The sequence below is a fragment of the Larkinella knui genome (assembly GCF_003858645.1).
Classification (GTDB): Bacteria; Bacteroidota; Bacteroidia; order Cytophagales; family Spirosomataceae; genus Larkinella; species Larkinella knui.
The window spans coordinates 248,142-271,889 of sequence record NZ_RQJP01000006.1; the positions used below are offsets into that span (position 1 = coordinate 248,142).

Genomic DNA, 23,748 nt, shown 5'->3' on the forward strand with positions numbered 1-23,748 from the left:
TAGATGGTTATATGTTTCACGTCTTAAATTTGCTTTATTTGTAAAAAAAAATGTACTATCGTCGGAAGGTAATTCTAGCTTTATTGGAACAATTTGGCGGACAATTAAATAAAATTGCCCTTCAAAAAACTCTCTTTTTGTTGTCTAGGCTACAGAAAAAGCCAGTTTACGATTTCATACCTTATAAATATGGTTGTTACTCCTATCAGGCCGTTTGGGACTTAGGGGCATTGCAATTGCGTGGATTTGTTGAAAATACAGACAATCAATGGAATTTAACAAGTCATAAATTGCATTTGAACGAACTCACGAAAAACGATATTGAAATTATACGTTATCTAAAATACACTCTTAAAGAGCTTAGTACTGATGAGCTTATTTACAAAACGTATCTTGAATATCCATTCTGGGCAATTAATAGTTTAAAAGCTGAGAAAATGCTTTCAGCTCAACAATATGAGGCTGTCCAAAATCATAAACCTCAAAAAACCAATGTGTCGCTTTTCACCATTGGATACGAAGGAATCTCACTTGAAAGTTATTTTAATAAGCTTATTATTAACGATGTTAAAGTGCTATGTGATGTTCGTCGTAACGCAATAAGTCAAAAATTTGGTTTCTCTAAAAGTGACTTAGTTAAGGTTTGTAACGCATTAGGTATAATATATATACATCTGCCTGAATTGGGTATTCCAAGTGATAAACGAAAACATTTACAAGACCAAACTGATTACGACACACTTTTTGACGATTACAAAACAAATTATTTGTTTTTTCAACAGCACAATATCGATTGCATTCTTGATTTAGTATTAAAATATCATCGAGTTGCCTTGACTTGCTTTGAAGCTTCTTATTGCCAATGCCACAGAAGTAAGGTTGCAGAAGCAGTCGTTAATCACAATGACTGGAAATATGAATTGAACCATATTTAGAAAGCTTGATGAAAACGAAAGTTCTTATCACGGTAACAACATATCCTTTACCATCACGAAGCTACGACGAATTGGTATGTACTGCCGGTATTCTAGAGGATGGCAGTTGGATACGTATTTATCCTGTGCCTCTTAAATTTTTGCTAAAGTCTGATGCTCATAAATACCATTGGATAGAACTGGAATTGCAGAAACCGCGTAGGCAAGACTTTCGCCCAGAAAGCCATTCACCTGTACATCCCGACTTATCTGACATGATAGTTGGAGAGAAGATAGGCACTGAAAAGAACTGGATTAGGCGAAAAGTCTTCTGCTTACAAGATGTGCATAAAAATATGACTCGGCTTATTCAACTATCAAAAGAGCCTTCTAATAAATCTCTTGCTACTTTCAAACCGGCTCGAATTATTAGTTTTGATATAGAACAAGACGATCGCAACTGGAAAACAGAATGGTTAGAACAAATGAAGCAATTGAATCTGTTTACAGGTGACCAAGATCGTCGTAGTTTGATACGCAAGATACCTTACAAGTTTTTTTATAAATTTTGTGATGAAGCTGGAAAAATTAGCAGATTAATGATTGAGGATTGGGAGATTGGTCAATTATATTGGAATTGTTTACATAGGGCGGATGGAGATGAACAAGCCGCCTTACAAAAAGTAAGAGAAAAATATAACGAGACTTTTATCAATAATCGTGATATATACCTTTTTTTAGGGACTACAAAAGAATGGCATATGAGACGTGCGCCAAACCCGTTTGTTATTATCGGTATTTTCTATCCAATGAATGACTCTTTACAACCTCAACTTTCTTTATTTTAAATTGATAATCAACAATTATAAAACTAAAAGCCTCGCTCCCATATGAAATTCCAAACCACCCTCCTAAGCCACGGAAAAACCGCCACCGGCGTTGAAGTACCGCCGGAAGTCGTGGCCAGTCTGGGAACCAGCAAGAAACCCGCGGTTCGGGTGACCATCAACGGGTATACGTATCGAAGTAGTGTGGCCGTCATGGGCGGCAAATTTATGCTGGGCGTCAGTGCCGAAAACCGGGCGGGCGCGGGTGTGGCCGCCGGGGATACCATCGAAGTTGACCTGGAACTCGATACTGAACCCCGCGAAGTTACCCTTCCGGCGGATTTTGTCGAGGCTCTGGAGGCAAATACCGATGCAAAGTGGTTTTTTGATAGCCTGTCGTATAGCAACAAACGACGCCACATCCTGTCCATCGAAGACGCCAAAACCGCTCAGACCCGGCAACAGCGCATTGCCAAATCGATCGGGATGTTTCAGGAAGGCAAAGCTTAAAAACAATCTAATCTGCTGCGGATTGCCAATCAGCAAACTCAATCCTTGGCCGGTTTCGCGCCGGGCAGGCGGCTTTTCAGAAAGGAAATCTGGCCCCGGTGGTTTGATTCATGTTCACAGACGTGAAACCACTTCCAATAAGTGTTGACGGGCTGCTCTTTTGACCAGATCGGATCGAGGGCCAGCAGCCATTTATCATTTTTAGTTTTCAGCAGTGTTAACGTCTTTTCCCGCACTGCCGACAGCTTTTCGAGGTAATACGGCACGTCGTGACCTTTGATTTCCTGACGTCCGGCATCGCCCAGCTCCATCGCGGCTCCCCACTCCTTTTTTTCCTCTTCATTCAGTTCCTGCCGCCCTTCAAACGTGTTGATCTGGTAAAAATAATCGACAGCCGCCAGGTGCAGCAGCAAACCGCCGATGGTGTTGGCGTGGGGATCGAACAAGAAGTCGAGTTGGGCCATCGTCAGGCTTTTCACAGAACGGATGATCGTGTCCCGGTTGTAGTTGAGCATCGATACCAGCGTACCAATTTGCGGTGAATACCCTTTCATGGGTCCAATGACTAACAGACTGTCTTCCGGTGCAAAGCCGTGCGCGGTGGCCGTTTGAGGAAATACGCCCGGAATAGCCAGGCTCGCAGCCGCCGTCAGACCGTAGTTCATGAAGGTTCGACGCGAAAAGTTCTGATTCATAACCGTACGTTTGAAAGGTGAGATGGAAACTAAAAGTACTTATTCTTTCAGCAATTTACTACGCCGAACCGTCTGCCCTTTTTCATCCTGAATAAGAACAAAAAACAAGCCCGACGGCAAGGTCGATACGTCGATAGTGCCGGAAAAATCGGTTGCCGACCGGCTCAATACCGCCGAACGCAGGGCTATTCCGCGAACATCAACCAGCGTAAACCGGTAGGTCTGGCTTTTTATCGATTCGGGGACAAACTGGATCGTCACCTGTTTTGAAGCCGGATTAGGAGAAATCCGAAGACTTGATCCCGCACTACTGGGCGGATTTACCGCTGTAATAACATCAATCGTTGTTTCCTGCGAAACCAGTTCCCCGCAGCCGTTGGCATTCGCGCGAACCGAATACCGCCCCGATTGCCGGACCGTACACGATTGCTGGGTAGCTCCGGCGATGGGAACGCCGTTCAAAAACCATTGGTTGCCCGTCGGTGCGTTAGACGTCAGGGTATAACCGCTGCGGGTAATGGTCGGTGCCTGTACGTCTTTAACGGTAACCACCACAGCCGCCGACATCGCCGGTGGACATTCGCCCGACACCCGAACGCTATAAGACCCAGCCGCAGCCACCGACAGCGTGGCCGACGTAGCCGCCGAAACCGCCTGCCCATTCAAAAACCATTGATATGCATAACCCGCTACATCTTTGGCCCGCAACACCACCGAACTACCCCGGCAGATGTCCGTTGCGCCATCCGCCGTCACAACCGCCACCACCTCAGAACCCGGCTTTGCCGTGACGGCGACCCGCGCCGAAGATGGACAACCGGTTGCTTTTACCCGCAAATTATAGAGGTAATAATAGGCATCTTTCAGTGTATCCCCGTTAAATAACGCTCCGTTCAAACTCATGACACCGGGAATACGGAACGGAAAACCGGTTACGCCGACGTTGCTTCGAAAAATGGTCGCACCATCTTCGTAGGCAATGCCAATCGCATACTCCCCCGCTTCGGGGATCGACAGATTTAACAGGTAGTCGGCACCCGGATCTGTGGGGTCGTCCGATTGCTGGCCCGCCGGGGGTGTTCCAACGGGCGTATTGGGATTGCGAGTCGGAGTAACATCGAGCGTGACGCTGGAAACGAGCGTTCCATCCGGTTTCTGTACGGAAAAAGTGATCCGGCCCGCGCTACCGATATACAGCCGCGCGCTTTCCAGAACGAGCGGTACCTGGGTGGAAATCAAAGGCTGCGGCCCAAAATTACCCGAATAGGTTCCGCCACCAAAAGCCTGTTTAGTGGCTGGCCCGACGGTTCCGGCAAACTGATTCAAGGCGGCATAATAAATACCACTGGCCGGCCGGCTGAGCGCCGTGGCCTGATTCCCTGCGCCAATCAGCGTACCACCGGTCGGGGCATCATACCAGAAAGCGGTTCCACTACCGGTATTGCGCAGCGATACGGCGCTATTGTCACAGGCGGAAACCGAGAAACTTCCCTGATCGGTACTGGCCGCCGAAGTAGTCAGAATCGTAATCCGTTCGTCGTTTGACGGATCCTGATCTGCTGCCAACCGGGTTTGAACCGTAAAGCGATACGCCGTGGCGGTTTTAAATTCGGCCTGGCCCCGCAGCACCAGCTGCGCTTCCTGCGAAGGTCCCAGCGTTACTTTAAGTGTATCGCGCAGATTGGCGATGGCAGACCCAAAAGGCGCCAGAATCTGGACGGTAACCGGAATATTTCGCTGTTCGGCCGAACCGTAATTCCGGACCGTCACCGCTACCTGAATGTCGGATTGATTGCAAAAACCGTTCTGGGGCGACACAATCGCCCGAATACCGACGTCGTTCTGGGGACGAACAAACCGCACGAGATAATCCTGCGTTTCGCCATTTGCGTAGCTCCCGCAAGCCTGCACGGCTCCGGCATCGCCCGTTTCGACGGTAACAATCCGCAGGCGCGTCGATTGCCCATCGGCCAGGCTGTCTGGTGTGGTCAAGGTTGTCGAGAAAGGTGCCGACGGAGTCAACGCACCCGAGGTAGCCACCAGTTCGTCCGCATCGTCAAAATCGCCGTCTAAGTTCCAGTCAATGAAGGCTTTGGTGATCGTTGGCCGGTTTTCTCCGCAACTGCCAACCGTCACTTCCAGCGGTATTTTCTGACCAATCGAAACGTTTGTAATTACACTCGTAAAATCGGAATACGGCTGACAACCCGCAGCGCCGGTCTGGTCGATGGTTCCAAAGCGAACGCGGTCGATGCTGGCCGGGCCGGGTGTAGTGGCCGCCGACGCGCAGTAGGTTTTTCCACCAACGCCACTGACCAGCAAACCGAAATTTTGCTTTCCGGTCGACAGCGTTTTTTTGTGCGAAATGGTTAGGGTATAGGTTTTTCCGGGAATGGCGTCCGTAAGCAGAATCTGCTCGACATTATCCCGGATATTATCCCCTTTTGTGGCTGGATTAGCCGGATTAGCCGGGTCGAGCACCCAGGGCTGCCAGGTTTGTGAACCGTCGGCCAGTCGAATATCCAGATCATTGACCAGACGGGGAGTCCGGTTATTCAGATTGGCAGCCGAAGCGCCCAGCGAAACGCTTTCGGGATCGGTCCAGCAAATCGTGACGACCATAGGTCCGCGCCCCGATGCGACTAGCTGTACGGTTTGTTTTTCGCCCTGATTCAGCGTTCGCTCTTCCAGAACGTGACTTTTGTCGGTATTGCTAATGACTCGGGCGGCTTTTTCGACGTTGAGCAGCCCCCAGCCAAACCGGTAATCGGGACCGGGCGAATCACCGGCCTCCTCAGCGGTATGCAAGGCCAGTCCTTTCAAGGTCGATGCGCGCATGAGTTGTCCGTTGTGCAACTGGGCATAGTATTCCTGCAACAAAAGCAGTGAGCCGGAAACGTTGGGAGCCGCCATCGATGTGCCCGACAGGGTTGCGTAGGCATTGTCATTGGCCGACCCCGCCGACAGCACACTGACGCCGACGCCGACTATATCCGGCTTAATGCGCCCGTCGTCGGTTGGGCCCCAGGAACTGAAGCTCGCCAGCCGAACATCTGAAGGTTGCGCGTATTCGGTCGGAATACCGCTGATGGCCCCTACCGACAGAATATTCTTGGCATTGCAGTCCGTCGAAATCTGGTCGTAGCCATTCTGATTGTTGCGGGCGGTTTTGCTCATGACCTTCGTGTTGCTGAGCCAATACGAAACGCCGGCCCCCGGCCCATTCTGCCCGTGCGTATTCCCCGCCGATTTTACCGGCAGATAATAAGGAGCGGCCACGGTAATGCGGTCCCAGTCACGGGCACCATTGTTATAAATTCCGAATTTATAATCTTCTGAAGCACTGATGGTTGTATCGCCCCACCACTCCCATTTGATGTCGCCGGCCCGTTCCGAATTAAAAATCCAGCCAGCCTGAATGTTGTAGGAATGATTGGAAAGCAGCAGATCAGCCGCAGCCGCAGCCACTTCGGCGTTGTCATTGTCGAAATCGTACGCTTTCAGATTGGCGCCAAAAGCCATCCCCCGCGCCCGGTCGTTAACTCCCTGTCCGATCATAATTCCGGCAACGTGCGTTGGATGGGTGCTAATAGCCTGAACACTATCGATTTGCGTAACCCGACCGGTTAGTTCGACGTGCGTTGGCCGCACTTTTCCGCCGTCCCAGATGGCCAGTTTATCGCGCACGGCCGGACTACTTCCAGACAGGTTGAGGCCGAGAGAGCCGCCGGTATAAAGCGAAGAGGTGCGCGTCGTATTGCCCGCGCGTGTGGCACTGGTTGTTGCATTAAACAGCAGATTACCGCGTTCGTCACTATCATGAAGAATCAAAATCGTTCCGTCCGATCGTTCCTGACGCAGGGGAATCAACCGCTTTTGAGCCATTTCGACGGCGCGACGGTAGGATGCACGATTGGTCTGTTGCAAACTTTGGCTAAGCCGGTTGAGCGCCGTTCGCTGTTGCTGGTTATAAAGCGGTTTTTGGGCATGGGCGCTGAAAACCATTCCTCCGAACAACACAACCCACAGATATCGTAAATGTACAGACATAAAAAATGCTAACTCCAACAAGTTACCAAAACTGTTGAAGTTAGCACTAAAGAGAACGGATTTTTAATCCGTTTCGTATTAAACCGCCTTTTGGGCAGACAGAACGACGTCTTTTACCTTTTTAGTGGTCGCGTTAGAAACTTCGACCCGGTATGTACCGTTTACGGCATCTTTCAAACCGAAATGAACCGTGTTTCCTTCTCCCAGTTGTTTGCTGGCAATTACTTCGCCGTTTAATTTTGACAACCGAACGGTAATCGGCTGGTCATCAACTCTATTTACAACGACTGTTACGTTGGCTTTTGGACCCGATTGGCCAACCAGCGCTTTCAGAAGTGATTGGGGCGTAACGGCATCAACTACACAAATCATAATAAAGCCCATTCCAAGGGCCATCAACGAAGCTTTCAGTGTGGTGTTCATCTTTTTATTTGTTTACGGTGAAAAACCTTTTTTGTTATTGTTCAACAAAGTAACTATTAAAAGATGAAATTAATTTACACCCATTTAAAGCCTTGATTTTCAGTGCAATTTTAATTTCTGTATCTTATTGCAATTGTATTTATCAACACCAAATAATATTTTGTCCATAATAAAAAGAACTAAGTTTTATTCGTGTTCAAACCGTTTACTCAAGAAGCTCAATTATTTGAAAAATTCAAAGATTCTTTATATAATACAATTATATTTTTGTCGCCCACTGAAAAATCAGGTTAGACGAGCGATTATTTGAGTGGAAAAAATTTGATTCAGGACTGTATGAGCGTTTTTTGGCAAAACCAGGCTAACGGAGAGGCCGTAGAAAATGGCTACCTGAGCACTGAATAATACAACGCGGGAGGAGTATTGATTTTTGGTGAGTCTGGAAGGGGAAGTCACTAAAAAGCGGTGTAGGCTGAACCTACACCGCTTCCGAAGTTTCCGATTTGGCCGGAATCGGTTCCGGTTGTTTTCGGGGCGGTATATAACGCCGGAAAAAGCTGGCAATTTTCATCTGAAGCACACCAAATACTGCTTCTTTAAATATTCCGCTCGACATTTTGGAGACGCCTTTGGTTCGATCGGTGAAAATAATGGGCACTTCCGCAATTCGGTAGCCGTATTTCCAGGCCAGAAACTTCATTTCGATCTGGAAAGCATACCCGACAAACCGAATATTATTTTGCAGAATGGTTTTCAGCACTTCCCGGCTATAGCAGATAAATCCAGCCGTAGGGTCCATTACCGACATACCGGTAATAAAACGAACGTAAATTCCGGCAAAATAGGACATCAGAACCCGACCCATCGGCCAGTTTACGACGTTTACGCCCGTAATGTAGCGGGAACCAATAGCCACGTCGTTGCCAGAATTGACACAAGCCTGGTAGAGCCGCACCAGATCGTCAGGATTGTGCGAGAAATCGGCATCCATTTCGCAAATATACCGATAGCCCTCGGCCAACGCCCATTGAAAACCAGCAATATAGGCCGTCCCTAAGCCTAATTTTCCTTTGCGCTCCATCATATGCAGCCGCCACGGCAACCCGTCGGCCCCGTATTCATACTGCAATTCTTTCACCCGTAAGGCCGTGCCATCCGGTGAGCCGTCATCGACGATCAGCACATCGAAAGGAGTAGATAAACTCAAAACCTTCCGAATGATGACTTCAATATTTTCGATTTCGTTGTAGGTCGGAATGACCACTAAGCATTCTTTCAAGAGTTGAATCGGGTTAGAGTACGCTACTTTTAAATTAACAGGAAAAATACCGGTTTCATGTATTAATCGCCTTAAAATTTGTTAAAACCGGCTATCATTCAGCGGTTTTCGATTCCGATAGCCTAACGGCCAGTTCCTGGGCTTTCCGGATGCAATCGGACAAGCTGGCTCCCTCGTACCAGTTCGCACATACGTATAACGCGTCCGACTCCAGCGCCGGAATCTGCTCTCTGACCGGCACAATCCGGGCATCGTATTGCGGAATTGCGCGGTCCCAACGCTTGAGCCACTGCCGCACCGGCTTTTTAGCCTGAATGTCAAACGCCTGAACCAGTTCCTGATGTACCCGCTGGCGAATGGTTTCGTCCGGTTGCCGGGTATTTTCAGCCCCTTGCCGACCACCCACCAAACTCGTAAACAACACTTCATCCGCCGGACAGCGTCCGTCAAATACCGAACTACTCCAGATGTGTCCGGCCACAAATTGCTTTTCGCTGCGCGGATTTAAACCGCCAAAGCCGTTGAGCGGGTGTTTTACATCGGCCCGTTTATAAGCCGAATGAACGGCCGTCATGGGCGGATAATCGATCTGACGCAGCAGCGTTGCCAAAGTTGGCCAGGTTGCTTCAAGCAAGGCCGCCGAAGCATTGGTATCGCAAGCCAGCACCACGGCGTCGGCAGAATACGTCCCACTCTGAGCGTCGAGCAGCCAGCCGGTTTCTGTTTTGGTCAGGCGGTTTACGGCATCAGTCAATTTAACGGTTTTTACCTGAGCCGCCAGTGCTTTAGGCACCGTTTGCAGCCCGTTCCGAAAGCTGAACGACTGCCGTCGCCCGGCCGAACCCGCATTTTTAATGAAGCCTTTCAGTACCGAACCATACGTTTTTTCGTATTCCAGCAACACCGGATAGGTTTCCGAAACCAGCAGCTGATCGGGATCTCCGGCATACACACCGGCCACAAACGGTGCCAGGGCATACTCCACCACTTCCTGCGAAAACCGTCGGCGAAAAAAGGCGCTCAACGTTTCGCCGGGGGGCGAAACCGTGTGATTGGAACGTTCCTGCCAGATGGCTTTCTTGGTTTGCCAGCTGAAAAAAGACGTGACTAGCAGCGACAGCGGACCCGTGGGCAGTTTTCGGTAGGCTCCGTTGCGAAAAATATACCGCGCTTTGCTAACCGCCCTGGCAAAGCGAATTTCCGGCGTCAGGCCCAATTGATCGAGCCAGGTCAGCAAAGCCGCGTCGCCCAGCAGCGAATTCGGTCCGAGTTCGATCAGATAGTCTCCCTCGCGCCGGGACTGCATGAGCCCGCCGGGTTCATCACTGCGGTCAAACAATAAACACGGAATTTGGCGTTGCTGGAGTTCATACGCCAGCGTCAGGCCCGATATTCCTGCTCCAATGATGGCAATCATTTCTTCAAATTTTTGAGTCGGGCCGGGAGTCGGCTTTTGCTCGTGGTAGTCGTGTCCACCGGCTTTTTACGCCGTTCCAACTCTTCCGTTACCTTTTTATAAATCCCCGCTAATTGCTCGGGGTCCGACGAATAATACTTGTAACTCTGCGAATAAGCTGCCGTATCTACTTTATATTTCTGAAAGATCTGCTTCTCAAGATGCTTATAAATCAGGGTGTTGCTGTCCTGCGAAGCCCGGTTCATTTTTGTAACCCGCGCTTCGGCCAGGTGGATTTCGGTTAAGATCTGCGCCATTTTTGCTTCCGGAATCAGGTTTTCGGGTGGTTTCTCCGCCGGCGTCTGGCAGGCCTGCAAAAAACTAAATACTACTAACAGCGCCCATTGTCGGAATTGGCAGCACAGTTGCGCGTTCATTTTCGTTATTTTTGTCAAAACTGGCATCTGAGTACAAATGTCGGGAATCCTGTTCGTATAACACGCTGCTATTCGTCGCTGAACCATTTTTAACCGGATTTTCAGCCGCGTTTAGCCAAAAAGATCCGATGCACGAGTTTTTGGCAAGGTTATATCAGTTCGAAATTCGGATCCGGAAAGCCGTCAACTCGCAGATGCGCGGTAATTTCCGGTCCATTTTCAAAGGTTCTGGTCTGGAATTCAGCGACTTACGCACCTACCAGTATGGCGACGACGTGCGGGCAATCGACTGGAACGTATCCTCGAAAGGCCACGGAACCTTCGTTAAAATTTTCCGCGAAGAAAAAGATCAGACGGTTTTTTTCCTCGTGGACGTCAGTGCTTCCCAGGAAATTGGCACGACCACCCGCTCTAAACTCGATACCACCCGTGAAGTTTGTGGCGTTCTGGCGCTGTCGGCCATCAAAGAAGCCAGTCACGTCGGAATGTACTGTTTTTCGGATCAAAAGGAAAAATACCTCAAGCCGTCGAACAGCATGAAACACGGTTATCAGTTGATTGTCAATTTATTCAAACTAAAACCGGAGTCCGTACGCACCAATCTGGCCGATGCGCTGCTGTTCACGCTCAACGTACTCAAACGCCGGAGTGTGGTTTTTCTGGTTTCGGATTTTATCGATTCCGGCTACGAACACAACCTGAAAGCCCTCGCCCGGAAGCACGATCTGGTGGTCATTCACATGTACGACCAACGGGAAACCAATCTGCCACGGCTGGGAATTATTCCGGTTTACGATACGGAAAGCCGCCGAACGGTTTGGGTCAACACCTCGTCGTCCAGTTTCCGTAACGGCATCAAGCAGACGTTCCGGCAAAGCCAGCAGCAACTGGAGCGGTTTTGCAAACAGTATAACGCCAATTACGTGGCCCTCGATTCGCAGGCGGATTACGTTCCGCAACTGATCGAGTTGTTCCGTGTTCGAAAAGCCCGATGAACATGATGATAGGAACGCGGCCGCGTCGCACGATAAAACGGATTCAACAGCGTAGAACGGATTTTAGCCGATGGCTCGTTATTCGGAATTCGCTATTCGTAATTCATTATTTATTTTTCCTCAACACCACTTACGCCCAGCCCCCTAAAGGAGTTTTTCTGACTGATACCATTGAAATTGGCAAACCGTTCCAGTATTCGCTGAGCATTCGGCACCGGCCCCGGATCGATGTTTTATTCCCGGATACCGCCCGGCATTTTTCGCCCTTTCTGGTGCGTGATATTTCGATCTTCTCGACGAAAACCGATGCCAGAGGCAGTCTGGACAGTTCGGTTTATACGCTCGTATCCTTCGAAACCCGTCCGACGCAGACCCTGCGCGTACCGGTTTTTCTGCTGCGTACGCCCACCGATAGCACCGTTGTCTTTTCCAATGTCGATACGATCCAGCTCCGGGAACGCATTCAGACTCAGCGGCCCGACACGCTTCGACTTTCGACCGATATGGCTGTAGTTGCGCTTCAGCAACAGATGAATTATCCGCTGTTAATGACTATTTTAGTGGGATTGTGTTTGCTGGCAGGGATTCTTTTTCTATTCTTCGGACGCAGTATCCGCACGCGCATCCGGCGCTATCAGCTGTACCGGCAGTACCTGGATTTTCAACGGTCGTTCAATCGCCTGACACGCGGTATTGGTCCCGAAACCGCCCATGAAGATGCCGGACGAGCGGTGGTAATCTGGAAGAAGTACATGGAGCAGTTGGAACGCAAACCGTTTACGTCACTGACAACCCGCGAAATTGTCGAATCCGTGCAGGATAATCGACTGGCCGACGCGCTGAAAGAAATCGACGGGGTCATTTATGGAAGCGTATATTCCGACCAAACCCAGCAGTCGCTCCGTATTTTAAACGAAGTAGCCGACAGTGCCTACCGCCGGAGCAGCGTCCAGTTGCAGGACGTAACTCAGGCAGATCCCCTTAGAACGACTTAATATGGAATGGTTTTCGTATCAGTGGTTTACAATCTCGCAACTGCGCCAGTTTGTCTGGGCGCAACCGATCTATTTGTATGCCATTCCCGCCATTCTGCTTTTGTTTGGATTGCGGACCCTGCTAGCCGGCCAGTCGCAACAACGGCTGAATGTGGCCCTCAATCAGACCGAACTTCAGCCTTCGCTACTCGGTAGTTTGCGGTATTTGCTGCCACTGAGTTTCTTTATCGCCACCACGCTCATCTTGATGGCGCTGGCCCGGCCCCAACTGATCCGCGAAGAAACGGAACGGGTGGCCGAAGGCATCGATCTCATGCTGGCTATCGATATTTCGTCGTCCATGGCTGAAACGGACCTCAAACCCAATCGCCTGGAAGCGGCTAAACGCGTGGCCCGCAGTTTTGTCAAAAGCCGCCATAATGACCGGATCGGGCTGGTTATTTTCGCCGGAGAAGCCTATTCGCTTTGCCCGCTAACAACCGACCACGACCTGCTGAACGGGTATTTGAACGATCTGGACGCCAGCATGATCAAGACCTCCGGCACGGCCATCGGCAGTGCGCTGGCGGTATGTATCAATCGGATGCGCGAATCAAAAGTAAAAAGTAAAGTGGCTATTTTGCTCAGTGACGGCGACAATACGGCCGGCAATCTCGATCCGGTTACGGTGGCACGGCTGGCTAAAGCGTTCAACATCCGAATTTATACCGTGGCTATCGGACGCCCACCAACACAAAGTGTTCCCAGCAACCTTGCAACGGTTACGGTGGATGAAGGAATTTTGACTACTATCGCCAACATCGGCAGCGGAAGTTTTTTCCGCGCGGGCGACGCAACCCGCCTGCAGACGGTTTTCAATGAAATTGATCGGTTGGAAAAAACGCCCGTCAAAACCGTTATTTACAAGGATGTCAAGGATTTTTACCGCGTCTACCTGTACTGGGCCATTGTGTTTCTGCTGCTGACGTTATGCCTGAAAAATACGATTTTTGGAAATATTCTTGAGGATTGAAAAGTAAAGCTATGAGACAAGCGTGCAAAGATGCAATGTCTGTTTATTCATCTCACTTCTCTTGTCTATCCTCTCTTGGCTGGTATGCTACGATCTCATTACAACGAAAACTACACCGAAGCGGGACTAGACGAAGTCGGGCGCGGTTGTCTGGCCGGGCCGGTGGTGGCGGCAGCGGTTATTTTACCCAAAAACTATACGCACCCGATCCTGACCGATTCCAAACAGCTCAGTCGATCTCAACGGGAACAACTGCGAGACGAATTGCAGCGTGACGCCCTGGCCTGGGCGGTGGCCGAAGTCTCGAACGAAGAGATTGACCGCATCAACATCCTGAAAGCCAGCTTTCTGGCGATGCACCAGGCACTGGATGTGGTAATGAATCGGGCTGATGGTGTAAAACCGGATCATTTGCTGATCGACGGCAACCGGTTTATCAATTACCCGATGATTCCGCACACCTGTATTGTCAAAGGCGATACGAAGTTTCTGTCCATTGCAGCCGCGTCGGTGCTGGCGAAAACCTACCGGGATGAGTTGATGGAAAAACTGGCGATTGACTTTCCGCACTACGGCTGGGAACGAAATGTCGGCTATCCGACGCCGTTTCACCGACGGGCGATTCAGGAATTCGGGCCGTGCCGGTGGCACCGGATGAGTTTTCGGCTGGTTTGAGAAATTTGCAGGTGATTCCAACGCTTCGTCATCCGACGGAATCCTTTCAGTATCTGCATTTTACCTGAACCCGTATGAAGACTTTTTACTTTTTGTTGCTGCTGATGCTGGTTATGGCCTGCAACCGAAAGAGCGAAGAGGCCATTCTGGCCAGAGGCTCCTCCTTTCGTTTGATTCGAACGGATTACTACGGAAGTCCGGCGAGTCCGGCTTCGTTTCGGTCCACCCACTACAACTACGACGAGAACAACCTGCTCCGCGAGATCATTTCGGAAAATACAAACGGCGCGGTGGACAGCAAACAGGTTTATCGATGGACAGGCGGAAATACGCTTCGCGTGGAACAGCATTTTACCAATCCGCCCTGGTCGAGCAGCATTCAATCGGGACAGCCCCTGAAAATCTATTCCTACGATGATACGGTTTTCAATCCCGATACAACCCTCCGTAAACGAGACAATTATTCGATCCAGATCGATAACAAAACCGAGTATCGCTCCACCACAACGTTCGAATATGAATACGGGAAGCAGATAAAGAGAAAAAACATTTACACGAGCAATGGAAAACTGGCGTCCTATACGTTGCTCTACTATGATAACCGGGGAAACGTGACAAGGGAAGATCTGTACACCAATGTTTCGAATACCGACCGGCCCAATAGTACTACAACTTATGAATATGATAACGCTCCCAACCCCTACCGTACGGCCCGGTTGAATTCGGAGATTAGCTGGTATATGAGTGCGAATAACATTGTTCGTCAGACGTCGGTTAATCTAGTTTCTGGAATTAGCTCAGATGAGCAATGGACGTATGAGTACCGGCCCGACGGCTACCCCGCCCGGCAAGTTTACACGGATGGGCGGAAGGAGGAGTTTATTTATAATCAGTAGGAATGAGTATACGGTTTTCGGTGGCTGACGCGTTAGCTTCGTGCGTCAGCCACCGAAAACCGTATACTGGAAACCGTAAACTCATTCTTATTTTGGGCGCTTGTAGAGCGGCACGGTGCTGCACGGTTCGCCGAACATAATGCTCTGGGCAACGGGCCGCAGCCGGCGCGTGATCTCGACGTAAGCCGCCGTCGGCACCGAAACCTTGCTGCATCCTTTCACCACCACGCGGCTGTCGCGGTAGTCTTCGATGTTGATGCGGGCGATGGCGTCGAAGTAGAGTTTTTCTTCCAGATCCTGCAGCGTGCCGAACACCACCGTGTGGGCGTAGGGTTCCAGATGAATCGTCAGCAGCATGTAGGCCCAGGTCGGAACAATGGCGTCTTCCGAACAGGTAACGGCCACGTTTTTTCCCTCATACTGGCTCCAGTTGTGGGTTTTCAGAAACTCGCGAAAATCTTTTTCCCTGAGAATCAAACCCATAAACAGATTGTCTTTCAAGTCGTAGACAACTCGTTCGCCGGGGTGATAATAGTCTTCCAGATCCAGGGACACCAGGCCACTTTTGGCCACGCGATTAACAATCAGTTCTGTTTCCATAATCAAGTATACAGACTAAAGTCCGTAAGTACATACCCGCTAAACAACCAACTTCTTCGGCTTGGTTCCCACAAAATCCTTTAGATAATAGGGTTCAAAATCCGCGACATTTTCAAACCGGCTTTCCTGATACGCGATAGCCGCCAGTTGGCCCACCGTTCGGGCCGAAGGATGAATGACTTGCTCGGGAAAAACCGCATTCGGCTGGTGCGCCAATACCGCCCGGCATTTGGCCGCGCCATTGCCGAAAAACACAACGGGTTGCTGTGTCAACAGATCCGCAAAAGACTGGTCGTCAATAATTTGCGCCGACGTGGGCCGAATTTCAAGGACATCTGCATCATACACCGCGCAATACACTTCCATCCGGCGGGCGTCGAGCAGCGGGCAAAGCGCATACGATGCGGGATAAAAACCGCTCAGCTGCCACGCCATGGCCTCGAGCGTATTGATGGCCAACAGCGGTTTATCGAGCGCAAAACACAGGCCTTTCGCCGTCGAAACGCCAATCCGCAAACCGGTATATGAGCCCGGCCCTTTGGCCACAGCAACTGCATCCAAATCCGAAAGCTGGTGTCCGCTGTCATGAACCACGTTCCGAATCAAGGTTGTCAGCATACCCGACGACGATTTTTCAGTAAACAATTCAAAACAGGCCAAAACCGCACCGTCGCGGTGCAGCGCCACCGAACAAACGGTTGTGGAGGTATCAAGGGAGAGAATGAGAGACATGAAAATGAATGATGAATGATGGATGATGAATGGGCTGACGCATAAATCACGCGTCAGCCCATTCATCATCCATCATTCATCATTAAAAATTTACGGTTTTCCTTTCAAAATGGCCTGGTAGCGGTTCATATCTTTGAACAGGTCGAGGGCGGCTTTGACTTCCGGATCGGTGGCGAATGAAGCTTCTTTCATGCCTTTTTGCAGGTAATAATGCCCCACGATTTCCTGTTCGAGCAGCGTTTTGAGTTCGCCTTTGAATGTCACCAGATCAACATCCTTGCTGTGCGAGAGCTTTGTTCGCAGCGCCTTCAGCTGGTCTTGGATCTGATCAAACGATTTTTCTTTCTTGGCCGATGCTTCCAGCGTTCCGAGTTCTTTTTCAACCTGCGTGGTGTAATCGTATTCCTTGTCTTTCAGCCACGAGATAAAATCCTGGTATTCAGCATCCGTCAGGCGAAACTCGCGGGCGGGCTTGATCGTCGGGTGGTCATGGCGGTATTTGATGGCGTAATCGAAAATCAATCCCTTGTTGGTCAGGCTGATCGCAATCGGCGCGGGTGTACTGGCCTCCACCGGCACGTCCGGTGTAACGCCACCGCCGTCGTAAACCGGGCGACCGGCTTTGGTTTTAAAGGCCGTTTTCAGCGAATCCGGTATTTTGCCCACGCTGCCGTCCGGGTTGCGGTGGCTGTAGTCGATGGCCTGGATGCAGCGTCCGCTCGGAATGTAGTATTTAGCCGTGGTAATTTTCAGTTTGGTATTGTACGAAAGCTCGCGGGTGGTTTGCACGAGGCCTTTTCCGTAGGTCAATTGCCCCACCAGAACGCCACGGTCATAATCCTGAATAACGCCCGAAACGATTTCGGCGGCCGACGCACTCCGGCTGTTGGTCAACACCACAATCGGGATTTCCAGATCCAGGGGCGGGTTGAGGGCCGTGTAGGTTTTGTTCCATTCGGTTACTTTCCCCTTCGTCGTCACAATTTCCGATTCCCGCGGCAACCAGATGTTGGCAATGTCGATGGCCATGTTCAATAAACCGCCCGGATTTTCGCGAACGTCCAGCACCAGTTTTTTCATGCCTTTGCCTTTCAGTTCGACGAACGCATTCCGCACCTCGCGCGAGGCCGTTCCGGTAAAATCCTTCAGGTCGATGTAACCGACTTCGTTCGTAATCATGCCGTAATACGGCACATTGGTCATTTTTACGACATCGCGCGTCACGTTCAAATCGATGGGATCTTTGGCCCCGAAGCGTTTCACCGTCAGCTTGACCGCCGTATTGGTCTGCCCCCGGAGCAGTTTATCGGAATCCAGTTCACGCCGGGTTTTAATGTCCACGCCGTCGACCTTAATAATTTCATCGCCAATCTGCAACCCGGATTTTTCGGCGGGTGTGCCTTCGTAAATCATCATGACAATGCTGCGGCCCTGGCGCGAACCGATGAGTGCCCCAATGCCGTTGTAGCGTCCGGTGGTCATCGTCATGTAATCCTCAATTTCGTCTTCGGCAAAGAAGTTGGTATACGGGTCGAGCGATTTCAGCATGGCGTCGATGCTGTTTTTCACCATCCGGTTGGGGTTCAGTTCATCGACGTAATACAGATTCAGTTCTTTAAACAGCGTCGCGTAAATGTCCAGGTTACGGGCGATTTCAAAAAACCGGTCGTCGTTGCGGAACGAAAAAAAACCAAGGCTTCCTGCCAGAAGGGTCGCTCCCAGGGCGACGGTCAGACGTTTGCGCGTAAACATGTTATCAAAGAAGTTGTTTCGCGGAGTTGAGCGGAGGAAAAAAGAGTTAAGCAGAGTTTTTATTTCTCTTCCTCCGCTTCTCTCCTTTTTCCTCCGCTCAACTCCGCGAACTAGTTTATACCCGAGCTAAAGCTAATTTCATACTTTTTTCTATCTCTTCAAACGAAATTTTCTCGCGGGCGGTATATAAAAATACGATATAAGCCGGAGGTTGCTTCGGTTTTTCCGTCGTTCCGAATAAGATCGACTTATTTAAGCGATAGGCTTCGCGAACGCGACGGCGGATGAGGTTGCGGTCGACGGCTTTTTTGAAGTTTCGGCTGGAGACCGAAATCAGGATGGCAGGCAGGGGATCGGTCCCGGCGGGAGTGCTCCGTTCGGGATCGTTCATGTAGAGGAGTCGAAATGGAAAAAGGTAGAACGTCCGTGTGGTCGCACTACCTTTTTGAAATAACTGTCCGATGGTTTTTTTACTGCAAAGCCGTTCGGATTTGGTGAACGTTTGCTTCATAGCCCGTTTAGGGTTTAAGGTTTATAGTTCAGGTTGCTGCGTTGAACCCTAAACTGTAAATCCTAAACTATAAACACTACTTAAATCTTAAACCGATCGCCTTTTTTCTCGTCCGAAACCGTCAGTTTATGACGTCCTTTTGCACGACGGGCGGCCAGTACTCGGCGGCCATTGGCAGATGCCATGCGCTCGCGGAAGCCGTGTTTGTTCCGGCGTTTACGGTTCGAAGGTTGAAACGTTCTTTTCATGACTTAACTATATCTTGGATGCCTATTTTTCAAATGAGTCTGCAAAGGTAGAGAATGTTTATGAACGAAACAAGATCGCCTTCCATATTTAGCGTTTTCATAAACAGCAACGTAGCTTAGTCCGACCGCAGGGATTTTACCGGGTTCGCCAACGCGGCTTTCAGCGATCGGTAGCCGACGGTCACGACCGCAATGCCCAGCGTAATTAAAATCGCTACGGCAAAAATACCGGCCCCAATCTCGATCCGGTACACAAAGTCATTCAGCCAGCCATTCATCACCCACCACGCCAGCGGAGCGGCCAGCACAAAGGCAATAACCAGCAGGCGGAAAAACTCTTTGCCGAACAACCACAAAATACCGGGAACGCTGGCACCCAGCACCTTACGAACGCCGATTTCCTTGGTTTTCTGCGCGATCATAAACGATACCAGACCGTACAAACCCAGACAGCCAATGACGATGGCAATGGCGGCAAAGGCTTGGATCAGCCAGAGAATCATGTTGTCGAGCTTGTAGAACCGGTCGATTTCTTCATCCAGAAATTGATACGTAAAAATAGAAGACGGATACATCGACGACCAGCTTTTTTCAAGACCGGCCAGGGTCGGGCCCAGGTTGGCCAGATTTACTTTTACTCCGCATTGGCTGTAATTCTCACTGCGGGTGGTGATGCAAAGCGGCTCGATACCGGTATGAAACGACCGGTAATGGAAATCCTTCATAACGCCGACGATGGTTCCTTTTCGACCGTTGATGATAGCGGTTTTGCCAATAACCGCCCGATTGGAAGCCAGTCGGAGGGCTTTTACGGCGGTTTCATTGACGAGATACTCCCGGATAGTATCCGACGGATTCAGGTCGCGCCCGGCCACAATCGGTATGCCAAACGTCGACGCATAGCGGTTATCGCCCGCTTTAATCGAAATGGAGAACGTTTCGGCTTCCGTGCGCGAGCCAAACCAGATGCCCGTGCTGCCCACGTCTTCCGACGCCGGTGCGGTATCGAAAAATGTGACGTTTTCTACCCCTGCCAATTCCGAGAACTGTGCAGTCAGTGTATTGATTTTTGACTTTTTGTTGTCGGGCACCGGCAAAACCACAACCGCATCTTTCCGGAAACCCATATTGGCCTGTTGAGAATACCGCAACTGATTGGCAATGACCAGTGTACCGATAATGAGCAGTTGAGAAATCGCAAACTGCGTCACCACCAGACTTTTCCGGAGAGAAAAACCGCCCGGCTGGTGTTGAGAAAGCCGCCCTTTCAGGGCCAGCACCGGCTGGAAGCGGGCCAGAATCAAGCCGGGATACGAACCGGAAAAGAAGACGACAACCAGCAGAATAGCGGGCAGAAACGTGAGCAGGTAAGGATCTTTCACCAGATTGAGCGAAAGTTCTATTTCGAACAGCTGATTGACAAGCGGTAAGGCCAGGCAGGCCAGCCCGAAGGCAACTCCCGTGGCCAGCCCGACAATGACGGTCGTTTCGGCCATAAACTGCCAGAAGAGCATTCCCCGCTCGCTGCCCAGTACTTTCCGGACCCCAATCTCTTTGGAACGGCCAAGTGCCTGAGCCGTAGCCAGATTGACGAAATTGACGCAGGTGGTCATGATCAGAAAAAGACCGATCAGGGCAAAGGCCCAAAGGTTTTTCTTTTCCGTGTGTCCCTTCAGCTTGGGATTAAAATGGACATCGGACAGGGGCTGAAGCTTAAACCGAAAGTACTTCGCCATATCTTTGTTATAGTATTTACTGGAAATGGCCGAAAGTACGTGGTTATCAACGGAAGCCGCAGATACGCCCGGTTTTAACCGGATAAAGCATTGCATGTCGTCGCTAACACTAAACCACCAGTCTTTTTCCACCATCCAGGGCGTGTGGTCTTTCAAATTGTCGAAGGGAATATAGACTTCCGAGCGAAAATCCGTGTTGGGCGGAAGGTCCCGGAGAATGCCCGTGATTCGGACGTGCAGGGAATCATCGACCTGGAGGAGCTTGCCGATGGGGTCGTCGGTCCCGAAATATTTTTTAGCGATCCGGTCCGTAATCACCGCCGTGTTGCGATCCTTCAACACGGTTTGCGGATTCCCCTGCACCAACGGAAAATTGACCATGTTGAGAAAATCCGGGTCGGCAAAGGCAATGTTTTCTTCAAATTTTTTCTCCGGCGATACCGCAACCACTCTTTTGGGCAGAAAGGCGACCCGGCCCACTTTTTCGGCAACCGAATAACCCTTCCGGAACGCTTCGCCCAGCGGGTTGGGAACGCCCGTATTATAGCGAACCTTGTCGCCGTGAAATTCGGTATGAATCCGGTAGATCCGGTCCCGATTCGCGTGAAAGGTGTCAAAACTCAGGTGGTATTTGATGAGCGTAAAGATCAGAATGGCGCAGGCAATTCCGAGGCCCAGACTCAGGACATTGATCAGGGTGTAGGATCGGTGGCGGTTGAGTTTTCGAATGGCCACCTTAAAATAGTTACCTAGCATGGCAATTGGGGCTGGTTTTGACGTATGGAATCGTAAATCTGTGGAATTTCTGCGCCAGAGCCGGGGATGCAGCAGCAGCAAACCATCCACCAGGTACAGCAACCGGGCTTTCGAATACCCGTACCGATGACCGCGTTTGTGGAACAACTCGTCCAGGTCGCCCAGCGTTTCTTCCCGCAGATGGGGCGCAATGATCCGTTCCAGAAACCGCTCGGCCCAACGCGGTGGTTGCGCCCTCTGTTTAGGCTTCATGACAGATGACCAAAAGCGGTTTTGGGAATTCCGTCCCAGAGTTCATTGCGAATCCGTCGCGCTTCCTGCAAAGCCTGCTCACCGACTGCGGTTACGGTAAAGAGCCGTTTCCGCCGGCCACCCCGCTCGGCGGTCGATTCGCCAAACCGGGAGTTGACGAGCCCTTTTTCTTCAAGTCGCTGCATCGTACGGTGAACCGCTCCCAGGCTCATGGGCCGCTCCAGGCGCTGGCCCAGCGTCTCGACCACCGCAACGCTGTAGGCGTCATCATAAAGGAGCGCAATGGTGAGCAACACCAACTCTTCGAATTCACCTAACTGAGTGCCTTTCATCTGGTACCTTGTCGTTACTCTCTTTTTCTGGTAAAGTTTATCTTACTCATTTGCATAGCAAATACCAGACCAACGAACAAAACTGGCGATTACGTTAAAATAAGGCGTATTTTAACGACAAAAGATGAGCAGTCCTGTCCACAAACGGACAGGGATCTGTACTAAACTGGACAGATTGATCAGGAAATTTAGGTCGGATCGATGAACGCTTAACGGTATTATGGGTTTATATTCGCAGGTATGCACTATCGTATTTCTTCAACCAATCCGTCGTCCCGGCTTCTTGAGATTGATTTTCTGCTGACGGATCTTTCGGCTTCTACTGTCGAGTTACAACTTCCGGCCTGGCGTCCCGGTCGGTATGAACTACAGAATTTCGCCAAAAACATCCAGCGGTTTGAAATTTTCGACAACGCTGGCAAACCGCTCGCTTTTCAGAAACTCACCAAAGACCGCTGGCGGGTGCAAACCGAAGGCGTTTCAGCACTCGTCGCTCGGTATACCTATTACAGCAATGTCATCAACGCCGGAACGAGCTTTGCCGACGACCGGCTTTTGTACATCAATCCGGTCAATTTATGCCTGTATGCCGATGATCGTTTGCGGGAACCCTGTACGCTTGAACTGGCCATTCCGGACGATTGGCAAATCGCCTGCGGCATGGCGCAAACCGCCCCCAATACCTTGCATGCGTCCGATTTTTACGAACTGGTCGATTGCCCGCTGATTGCCTCGCCCGATTTGCAACACATTCAGTATGAAGTCGATGAAACGCGATTTCACATCTGGATCAACGGCAACATCAAACCCGATGTGGAGCGACTCCGGCACGATTTCAGCCGGTTTTCCGAAACACAGATCCGGCTTTTTGGTGAATTTCCGGAGAAGGACTACCATTTTCTGACGCTGATTTTGCCAACGGCTTTCTACCACGGCGTCGAACACCGCAACTCCACGATGCTGGTGCTGGGGCCCAACGACGAAGGTGAAGGGTTGTATACGGATTTGCTGGGCGTTTCGTCACACGAATTATTTCACGCCTGGAATGTCATTCGCATACGGCCAACGGAGCTTTTGCCCTATGATTTTACCCGGGAAAATTACTTCACCACCTGCTTTGTGGCCGAGGGCGTCACGACGTATTACGGGGATTTGATCCTCCGTCGGGCAAACGTTTTTAACGATGCGGCCTATTTTAAAGAGTTTCAGGTGTTGCTAAAACGGCATTTTGAACCCAACGGACGTGCGTTTCAGTCACTTACGGAAGCGTCGTGGGATTTGTGGCTGGATGGCTACGACAAAGGCGTGCCGAATCGCAAGGTATCCGTCTATCACAAAGGGGCCACCGTCGCCCTGATGCTGGATTTGCACATCCGCCGGAAATGGAACCACACCCGTTCGCTCGACGACGTTATGCGGATTATGTGGGAACGATTCGGAAAACCGTTCATCGGCTACACGCTCGACGACTACCGGGCCGTCACGGAAGAGGTGGCCGGCGAATCACTCGACTGGTATTATAGCCGTTGTATTTTCGGCAACGAACCACTGGAAACGCTTCTGAACGACTACCTGGCTTTTATCGGCCTCCAACTGGAATACGATACCACCGACCTGGTCAGTACGCCTTCGGTCCTGCTCGTTCAACTCGACGATCCCGCCGGTTTCGAAAACCGCTACCGCTGGCTGGGCGAAATACGGGTTACGCCCAGCCAGCGGTAATTT

The 23,748-nt window shown here is 50.4% G+C and carries 22 protein-coding genes; 9 read left to right on the top strand and 13 right to left on the bottom strand.

Annotated elements, in window-relative coordinates; translation table 11 throughout:
- Window positions 1–50: 50 nt before the first annotated feature.
- Genes EHT87_RS27010 through EHT87_RS27020 form a run of 3 tightly spaced genes read left to right on the top strand, consistent with a single transcriptional unit; the run spans window position 51 to window position 2,251 of the window.
- Window positions 51–935 carry a DUF488 domain-containing protein gene (locus EHT87_RS27010; RefSeq protein ID WP_124909896.1) on the top strand — a complete coding sequence of 295 codons (885 nt, stop codon included), beginning with the start codon at window positions 51–53 and terminating at the stop codon, window positions 933–935.
- An 8-nt stretch (window positions 936–943) separates the two neighbouring features.
- Window positions 944–1,762 (top strand): DUF8757 domain-containing protein, encoded by an 819-nt coding sequence (locus EHT87_RS27015; RefSeq protein WP_124909897.1) that lies wholly within the window; start codon window positions 944–946, stop codon window positions 1,760–1,762.
- Window positions 1,763–1,804: 42 nt separating this feature from the next.
- Window positions 1,805–2,251, top strand: a complete 447-nt coding sequence (locus tag EHT87_RS27020) for a YdeI/OmpD-associated family protein (RefSeq protein WP_124909898.1) — start codon at window positions 1,805–1,807, stop codon at window positions 2,249–2,251.
- A gap of 38 nt (window positions 2,252–2,289) precedes the next feature.
- On the opposite strand, the gene EHT87_RS27025 is transcribed toward EHT87_RS27020, so the two are convergent.
- The 6 genes from EHT87_RS27025 to EHT87_RS27050 all read right to left on the bottom strand — a co-directional run bounded on the left by EHT87_RS27025 (window position 2,290) and on the right by EHT87_RS27050 (window position 10,531).
- A complete protein-coding gene (locus EHT87_RS27025; RefSeq protein WP_221622081.1) occupies window positions 2,290–2,946 on the bottom strand; it encodes a DinB family protein in 657 nt (218 codons plus the stop codon).
- A gap of 39 nt (window positions 2,947–2,985) precedes the next feature.
- Entirely contained in the window at window positions 2,986–6,996 is a 4,011-nt protein-coding gene (locus EHT87_RS27030; RefSeq protein WP_229321388.1) for a S8 family serine peptidase, read from the bottom strand.
- A gap of 78 nt (window positions 6,997–7,074) precedes the next feature.
- On the bottom strand, window positions 7,075–7,419 hold the full coding sequence (locus EHT87_RS27035) for a T9SS type A sorting domain-containing protein (RefSeq protein ID WP_124909899.1): 345 nt from the start codon (window positions 7,417–7,419) through the stop codon (window positions 7,075–7,077).
- Window positions 7,420–7,897: 478 nt separating this feature from the next.
- Entirely contained in the window at window positions 7,898–8,698 is an 801-nt protein-coding gene (locus tag EHT87_RS27040) for a polyprenol monophosphomannose synthase (protein ID WP_124909900.1), read from the bottom strand.
- A 94-nt stretch (window positions 8,699–8,792) separates the two neighbouring features.
- A complete protein-coding gene (gene hemG, locus EHT87_RS27045) occupies window positions 8,793–10,115 on the bottom strand; it encodes a protoporphyrinogen oxidase (protein ID WP_124909901.1) in 1,323 nt (440 codons plus the stop codon).
- Window positions 10,112–10,531, bottom strand: a complete 420-nt coding sequence (locus EHT87_RS27050) for a DUF4296 domain-containing protein (RefSeq protein WP_124909902.1) — start codon at window positions 10,529–10,531, stop codon at window positions 10,112–10,114. Before EHT87_RS27050 ends, hemG begins: the two co-directional genes overlap by 4 nt.
- 128 nt (window positions 10,532–10,659) lie before the next feature.
- Here EHT87_RS27050 and EHT87_RS27055 point away from each other — a divergent pair, with 128 nt between their 5' ends.
- The 5 genes from EHT87_RS27055 (at window position 10,660) to EHT87_RS27075 (ending at window position 15,104) form a co-directional block, all read left to right on the top strand.
- Window positions 10,660–11,526 carry a DUF58 domain-containing protein gene (locus EHT87_RS27055; protein ID WP_124909903.1) on the top strand — a complete coding sequence of 289 codons (867 nt, stop codon included), beginning with the start codon at window positions 10,660–10,662 and terminating at the stop codon, window positions 11,524–11,526.
- A gap of 2 nt (window positions 11,527–11,528) precedes the next feature.
- Window positions 11,529–12,521, top strand: coding sequence for a hypothetical protein (locus EHT87_RS27060; protein ID WP_124909904.1), 993 nt, complete (start codon window positions 11,529–11,531; stop codon window positions 12,519–12,521).
- A gap of 1 nt (window position 12,522) precedes the next feature.
- Entirely contained in the window at window positions 12,523–13,533 is a 1,011-nt protein-coding gene (locus EHT87_RS27065; protein WP_124909905.1) for a vWA domain-containing protein, read from the top strand.
- Window positions 13,534–13,617: 84 nt separating this feature from the next.
- Window positions 13,618–14,208, top strand: coding sequence for a ribonuclease HII (gene rnhB / locus EHT87_RS27070; protein WP_124909906.1), 591 nt, complete (start codon window positions 13,618–13,620; stop codon window positions 14,206–14,208).
- A gap of 74 nt (window positions 14,209–14,282) precedes the next feature.
- Entirely contained in the window at window positions 14,283–15,104 is an 822-nt protein-coding gene (locus EHT87_RS27075) for a hypothetical protein (RefSeq protein ID WP_124909907.1), read from the top strand.
- A gap of 87 nt (window positions 15,105–15,191) precedes the next feature.
- On the opposite strand, the gene EHT87_RS27080 is transcribed toward EHT87_RS27075, so the two are convergent.
- The 7 genes from EHT87_RS27080 to EHT87_RS27110 all read right to left on the bottom strand — a co-directional run bounded on the left by EHT87_RS27080 (window position 15,192) and on the right by EHT87_RS27110 (window position 22,023).
- Window positions 15,192–15,704: a DUF2480 family protein gene (locus EHT87_RS27080; protein ID WP_124909908.1), complete on the bottom strand. Its 513-nt coding sequence runs from the start codon at window positions 15,702–15,704 to the stop codon at window positions 15,192–15,194.
- Window positions 15,705–15,743: 39 nt separating this feature from the next.
- The gene (tsaB, locus tag EHT87_RS27085; protein ID WP_124909909.1) at window positions 15,744–16,436 is read right to left on the bottom strand and encodes a tRNA (adenosine(37)-N6)-threonylcarbamoyltransferase complex dimerization subunit type 1 TsaB; all 693 of its coding nucleotides are present in this window, start codon (window positions 16,434–16,436) and stop codon (window positions 15,744–15,746) included.
- Between the two features lie 90 nt (window positions 16,437–16,526).
- Window positions 16,527–18,188, bottom strand: coding sequence for a S41 family peptidase (locus EHT87_RS27090; RefSeq protein WP_124909910.1), 1,662 nt, complete (start codon window positions 18,186–18,188; stop codon window positions 16,527–16,529).
- A 115-nt stretch (window positions 18,189–18,303) separates the two neighbouring features.
- Window positions 18,304–18,699, bottom strand: coding sequence for a ribonuclease P protein component (locus EHT87_RS27095; protein WP_124909911.1), 396 nt, complete (start codon window positions 18,697–18,699; stop codon window positions 18,304–18,306).
- 80 nt (window positions 18,700–18,779) lie between these two features.
- Window positions 18,780–18,947, bottom strand: coding sequence for a 50S ribosomal protein L34 (rpmH, locus tag EHT87_RS27100; protein WP_111628991.1), 168 nt, complete (start codon window positions 18,945–18,947; stop codon window positions 18,780–18,782).
- A gap of 116 nt (window positions 18,948–19,063) precedes the next feature.
- Window positions 19,064–21,691: an ABC transporter permease gene (locus tag EHT87_RS27105; protein ID WP_185716360.1), complete on the bottom strand. Its 2,628-nt coding sequence runs from the start codon at window positions 21,689–21,691 to the stop codon at window positions 19,064–19,066.
- Window positions 21,688–22,023 (bottom strand): PadR family transcriptional regulator, encoded by a 336-nt coding sequence (locus tag EHT87_RS27110; protein ID WP_124909912.1) that lies wholly within the window; start codon window positions 22,021–22,023, stop codon window positions 21,688–21,690. Before EHT87_RS27110 ends, EHT87_RS27105 begins: the two co-directional genes overlap by 4 nt.
- Before the next feature lie 240 nt (window positions 22,024–22,263).
- Between EHT87_RS27110 and EHT87_RS27115 the strand changes: the two genes are divergently transcribed.
- Window positions 22,264–23,745, top strand: a complete 1,482-nt coding sequence (locus EHT87_RS27115) for a M61 family metallopeptidase (RefSeq protein ID WP_124909913.1) — start codon at window positions 22,264–22,266, stop codon at window positions 23,743–23,745.
- The last annotated feature ends 3 nt before the right edge of the window (window positions 23,746–23,748 follow it).

What these genes read in the sequence shown, in the direction of transcription:
- EHT87_RS27035 (WP_124909899.1), bottom strand. Translation starts at nt 7,419, where the DNA reads ATGAACACCACACTGAAAGCTTCGTTGATGGCCCTTGGAATGGGCTTT.
- rpmH (WP_111628991.1), bottom strand. Translation starts at nt 18,947, where the DNA reads ATGAAAAGAACGTTTCAACCTTCGAACCGTAAACGCCGGAACAAACAC.
- EHT87_RS27075 (WP_124909907.1), top strand. Translation starts at nt 14,283, where the DNA reads ATGAAGACTTTTTACTTTTTGTTGCTGCTGATGCTGGTTATGGCCTGC.
- EHT87_RS27065 (WP_124909905.1), top strand. Translation starts at nt 12,523, where the DNA reads ATGGAATGGTTTTCGTATCAGTGGTTTACAATCTCGCAACTGCGCCAG.
- tsaB (WP_124909909.1), bottom strand. Translation starts at nt 16,436, where the DNA reads ATGTCTCTCATTCTCTCCCTTGATACCTCCACAACCGTTTGTTCGGTG.
- EHT87_RS27030 (WP_229321388.1), bottom strand. Translation starts at nt 6,996, where the DNA reads ATGTCTGTACATTTACGATATCTGTGGGTTGTGTTGTTCGGAGGAATG.
- EHT87_RS27080 (WP_124909908.1), bottom strand. Translation starts at nt 15,704, where the DNA reads ATGGAAACAGAACTGATTGTTAATCGCGTGGCCAAAAGTGGCCTGGTG.
- hemG (WP_124909901.1), bottom strand. Translation starts at nt 10,115, where the DNA reads ATGATTGCCATCATTGGAGCAGGAATATCGGGCCTGACGCTGGCGTAT.
- rnhB (WP_124909906.1), top strand. Translation starts at nt 13,618, where the DNA reads ATGCTACGATCTCATTACAACGAAAACTACACCGAAGCGGGACTAGAC.
- EHT87_RS27025 (WP_221622081.1), bottom strand. Translation starts at nt 2,946, where the DNA reads ATGAATCAGAACTTTTCGCGTCGAACCTTCATGAACTACGGTCTGACG.
- EHT87_RS27055 (WP_124909903.1), top strand. Translation starts at nt 10,660, where the DNA reads ATGCACGAGTTTTTGGCAAGGTTATATCAGTTCGAAATTCGGATCCGG.
- EHT87_RS27110 (WP_124909912.1), bottom strand. Translation starts at nt 22,023, where the DNA reads ATGAAAGGCACTCAGTTAGGTGAATTCGAAGAGTTGGTGTTGCTCACC.
- EHT87_RS27015 (WP_124909897.1), top strand. Translation starts at nt 944, where the DNA reads ATGAAAACGAAAGTTCTTATCACGGTAACAACATATCCTTTACCATCA.
- EHT87_RS27020 (WP_124909898.1), top strand. Translation starts at nt 1,805, where the DNA reads ATGAAATTCCAAACCACCCTCCTAAGCCACGGAAAAACCGCCACCGGC.
- EHT87_RS27050 (WP_124909902.1), bottom strand. Translation starts at nt 10,531, where the DNA reads ATGAACGCGCAACTGTGCTGCCAATTCCGACAATGGGCGCTGTTAGTA.
- EHT87_RS27010 (WP_124909896.1), top strand. Translation starts at nt 51, where the DNA reads ATGTACTATCGTCGGAAGGTAATTCTAGCTTTATTGGAACAATTTGGC.
- EHT87_RS27115 (WP_124909913.1), top strand. Translation starts at nt 22,264, where the DNA reads ATGCACTATCGTATTTCTTCAACCAATCCGTCGTCCCGGCTTCTTGAG.
- EHT87_RS27095 (WP_124909911.1), bottom strand. Translation starts at nt 18,699, where the DNA reads ATGAAGCAAACGTTCACCAAATCCGAACGGCTTTGCAGTAAAAAAACC.
- EHT87_RS27090 (WP_124909910.1), bottom strand. Translation starts at nt 18,188, where the DNA reads ATGTTTACGCGCAAACGTCTGACCGTCGCCCTGGGAGCGACCCTTCTG.
- EHT87_RS27060 (WP_124909904.1), top strand. Translation starts at nt 11,529, where the DNA reads ATGATGATAGGAACGCGGCCGCGTCGCACGATAAAACGGATTCAACAG.
- EHT87_RS27105 (WP_185716360.1), bottom strand. Translation starts at nt 21,691, where the DNA reads ATGAAGCCTAAACAGAGGGCGCAACCACCGCGTTGGGCCGAGCGGTTT.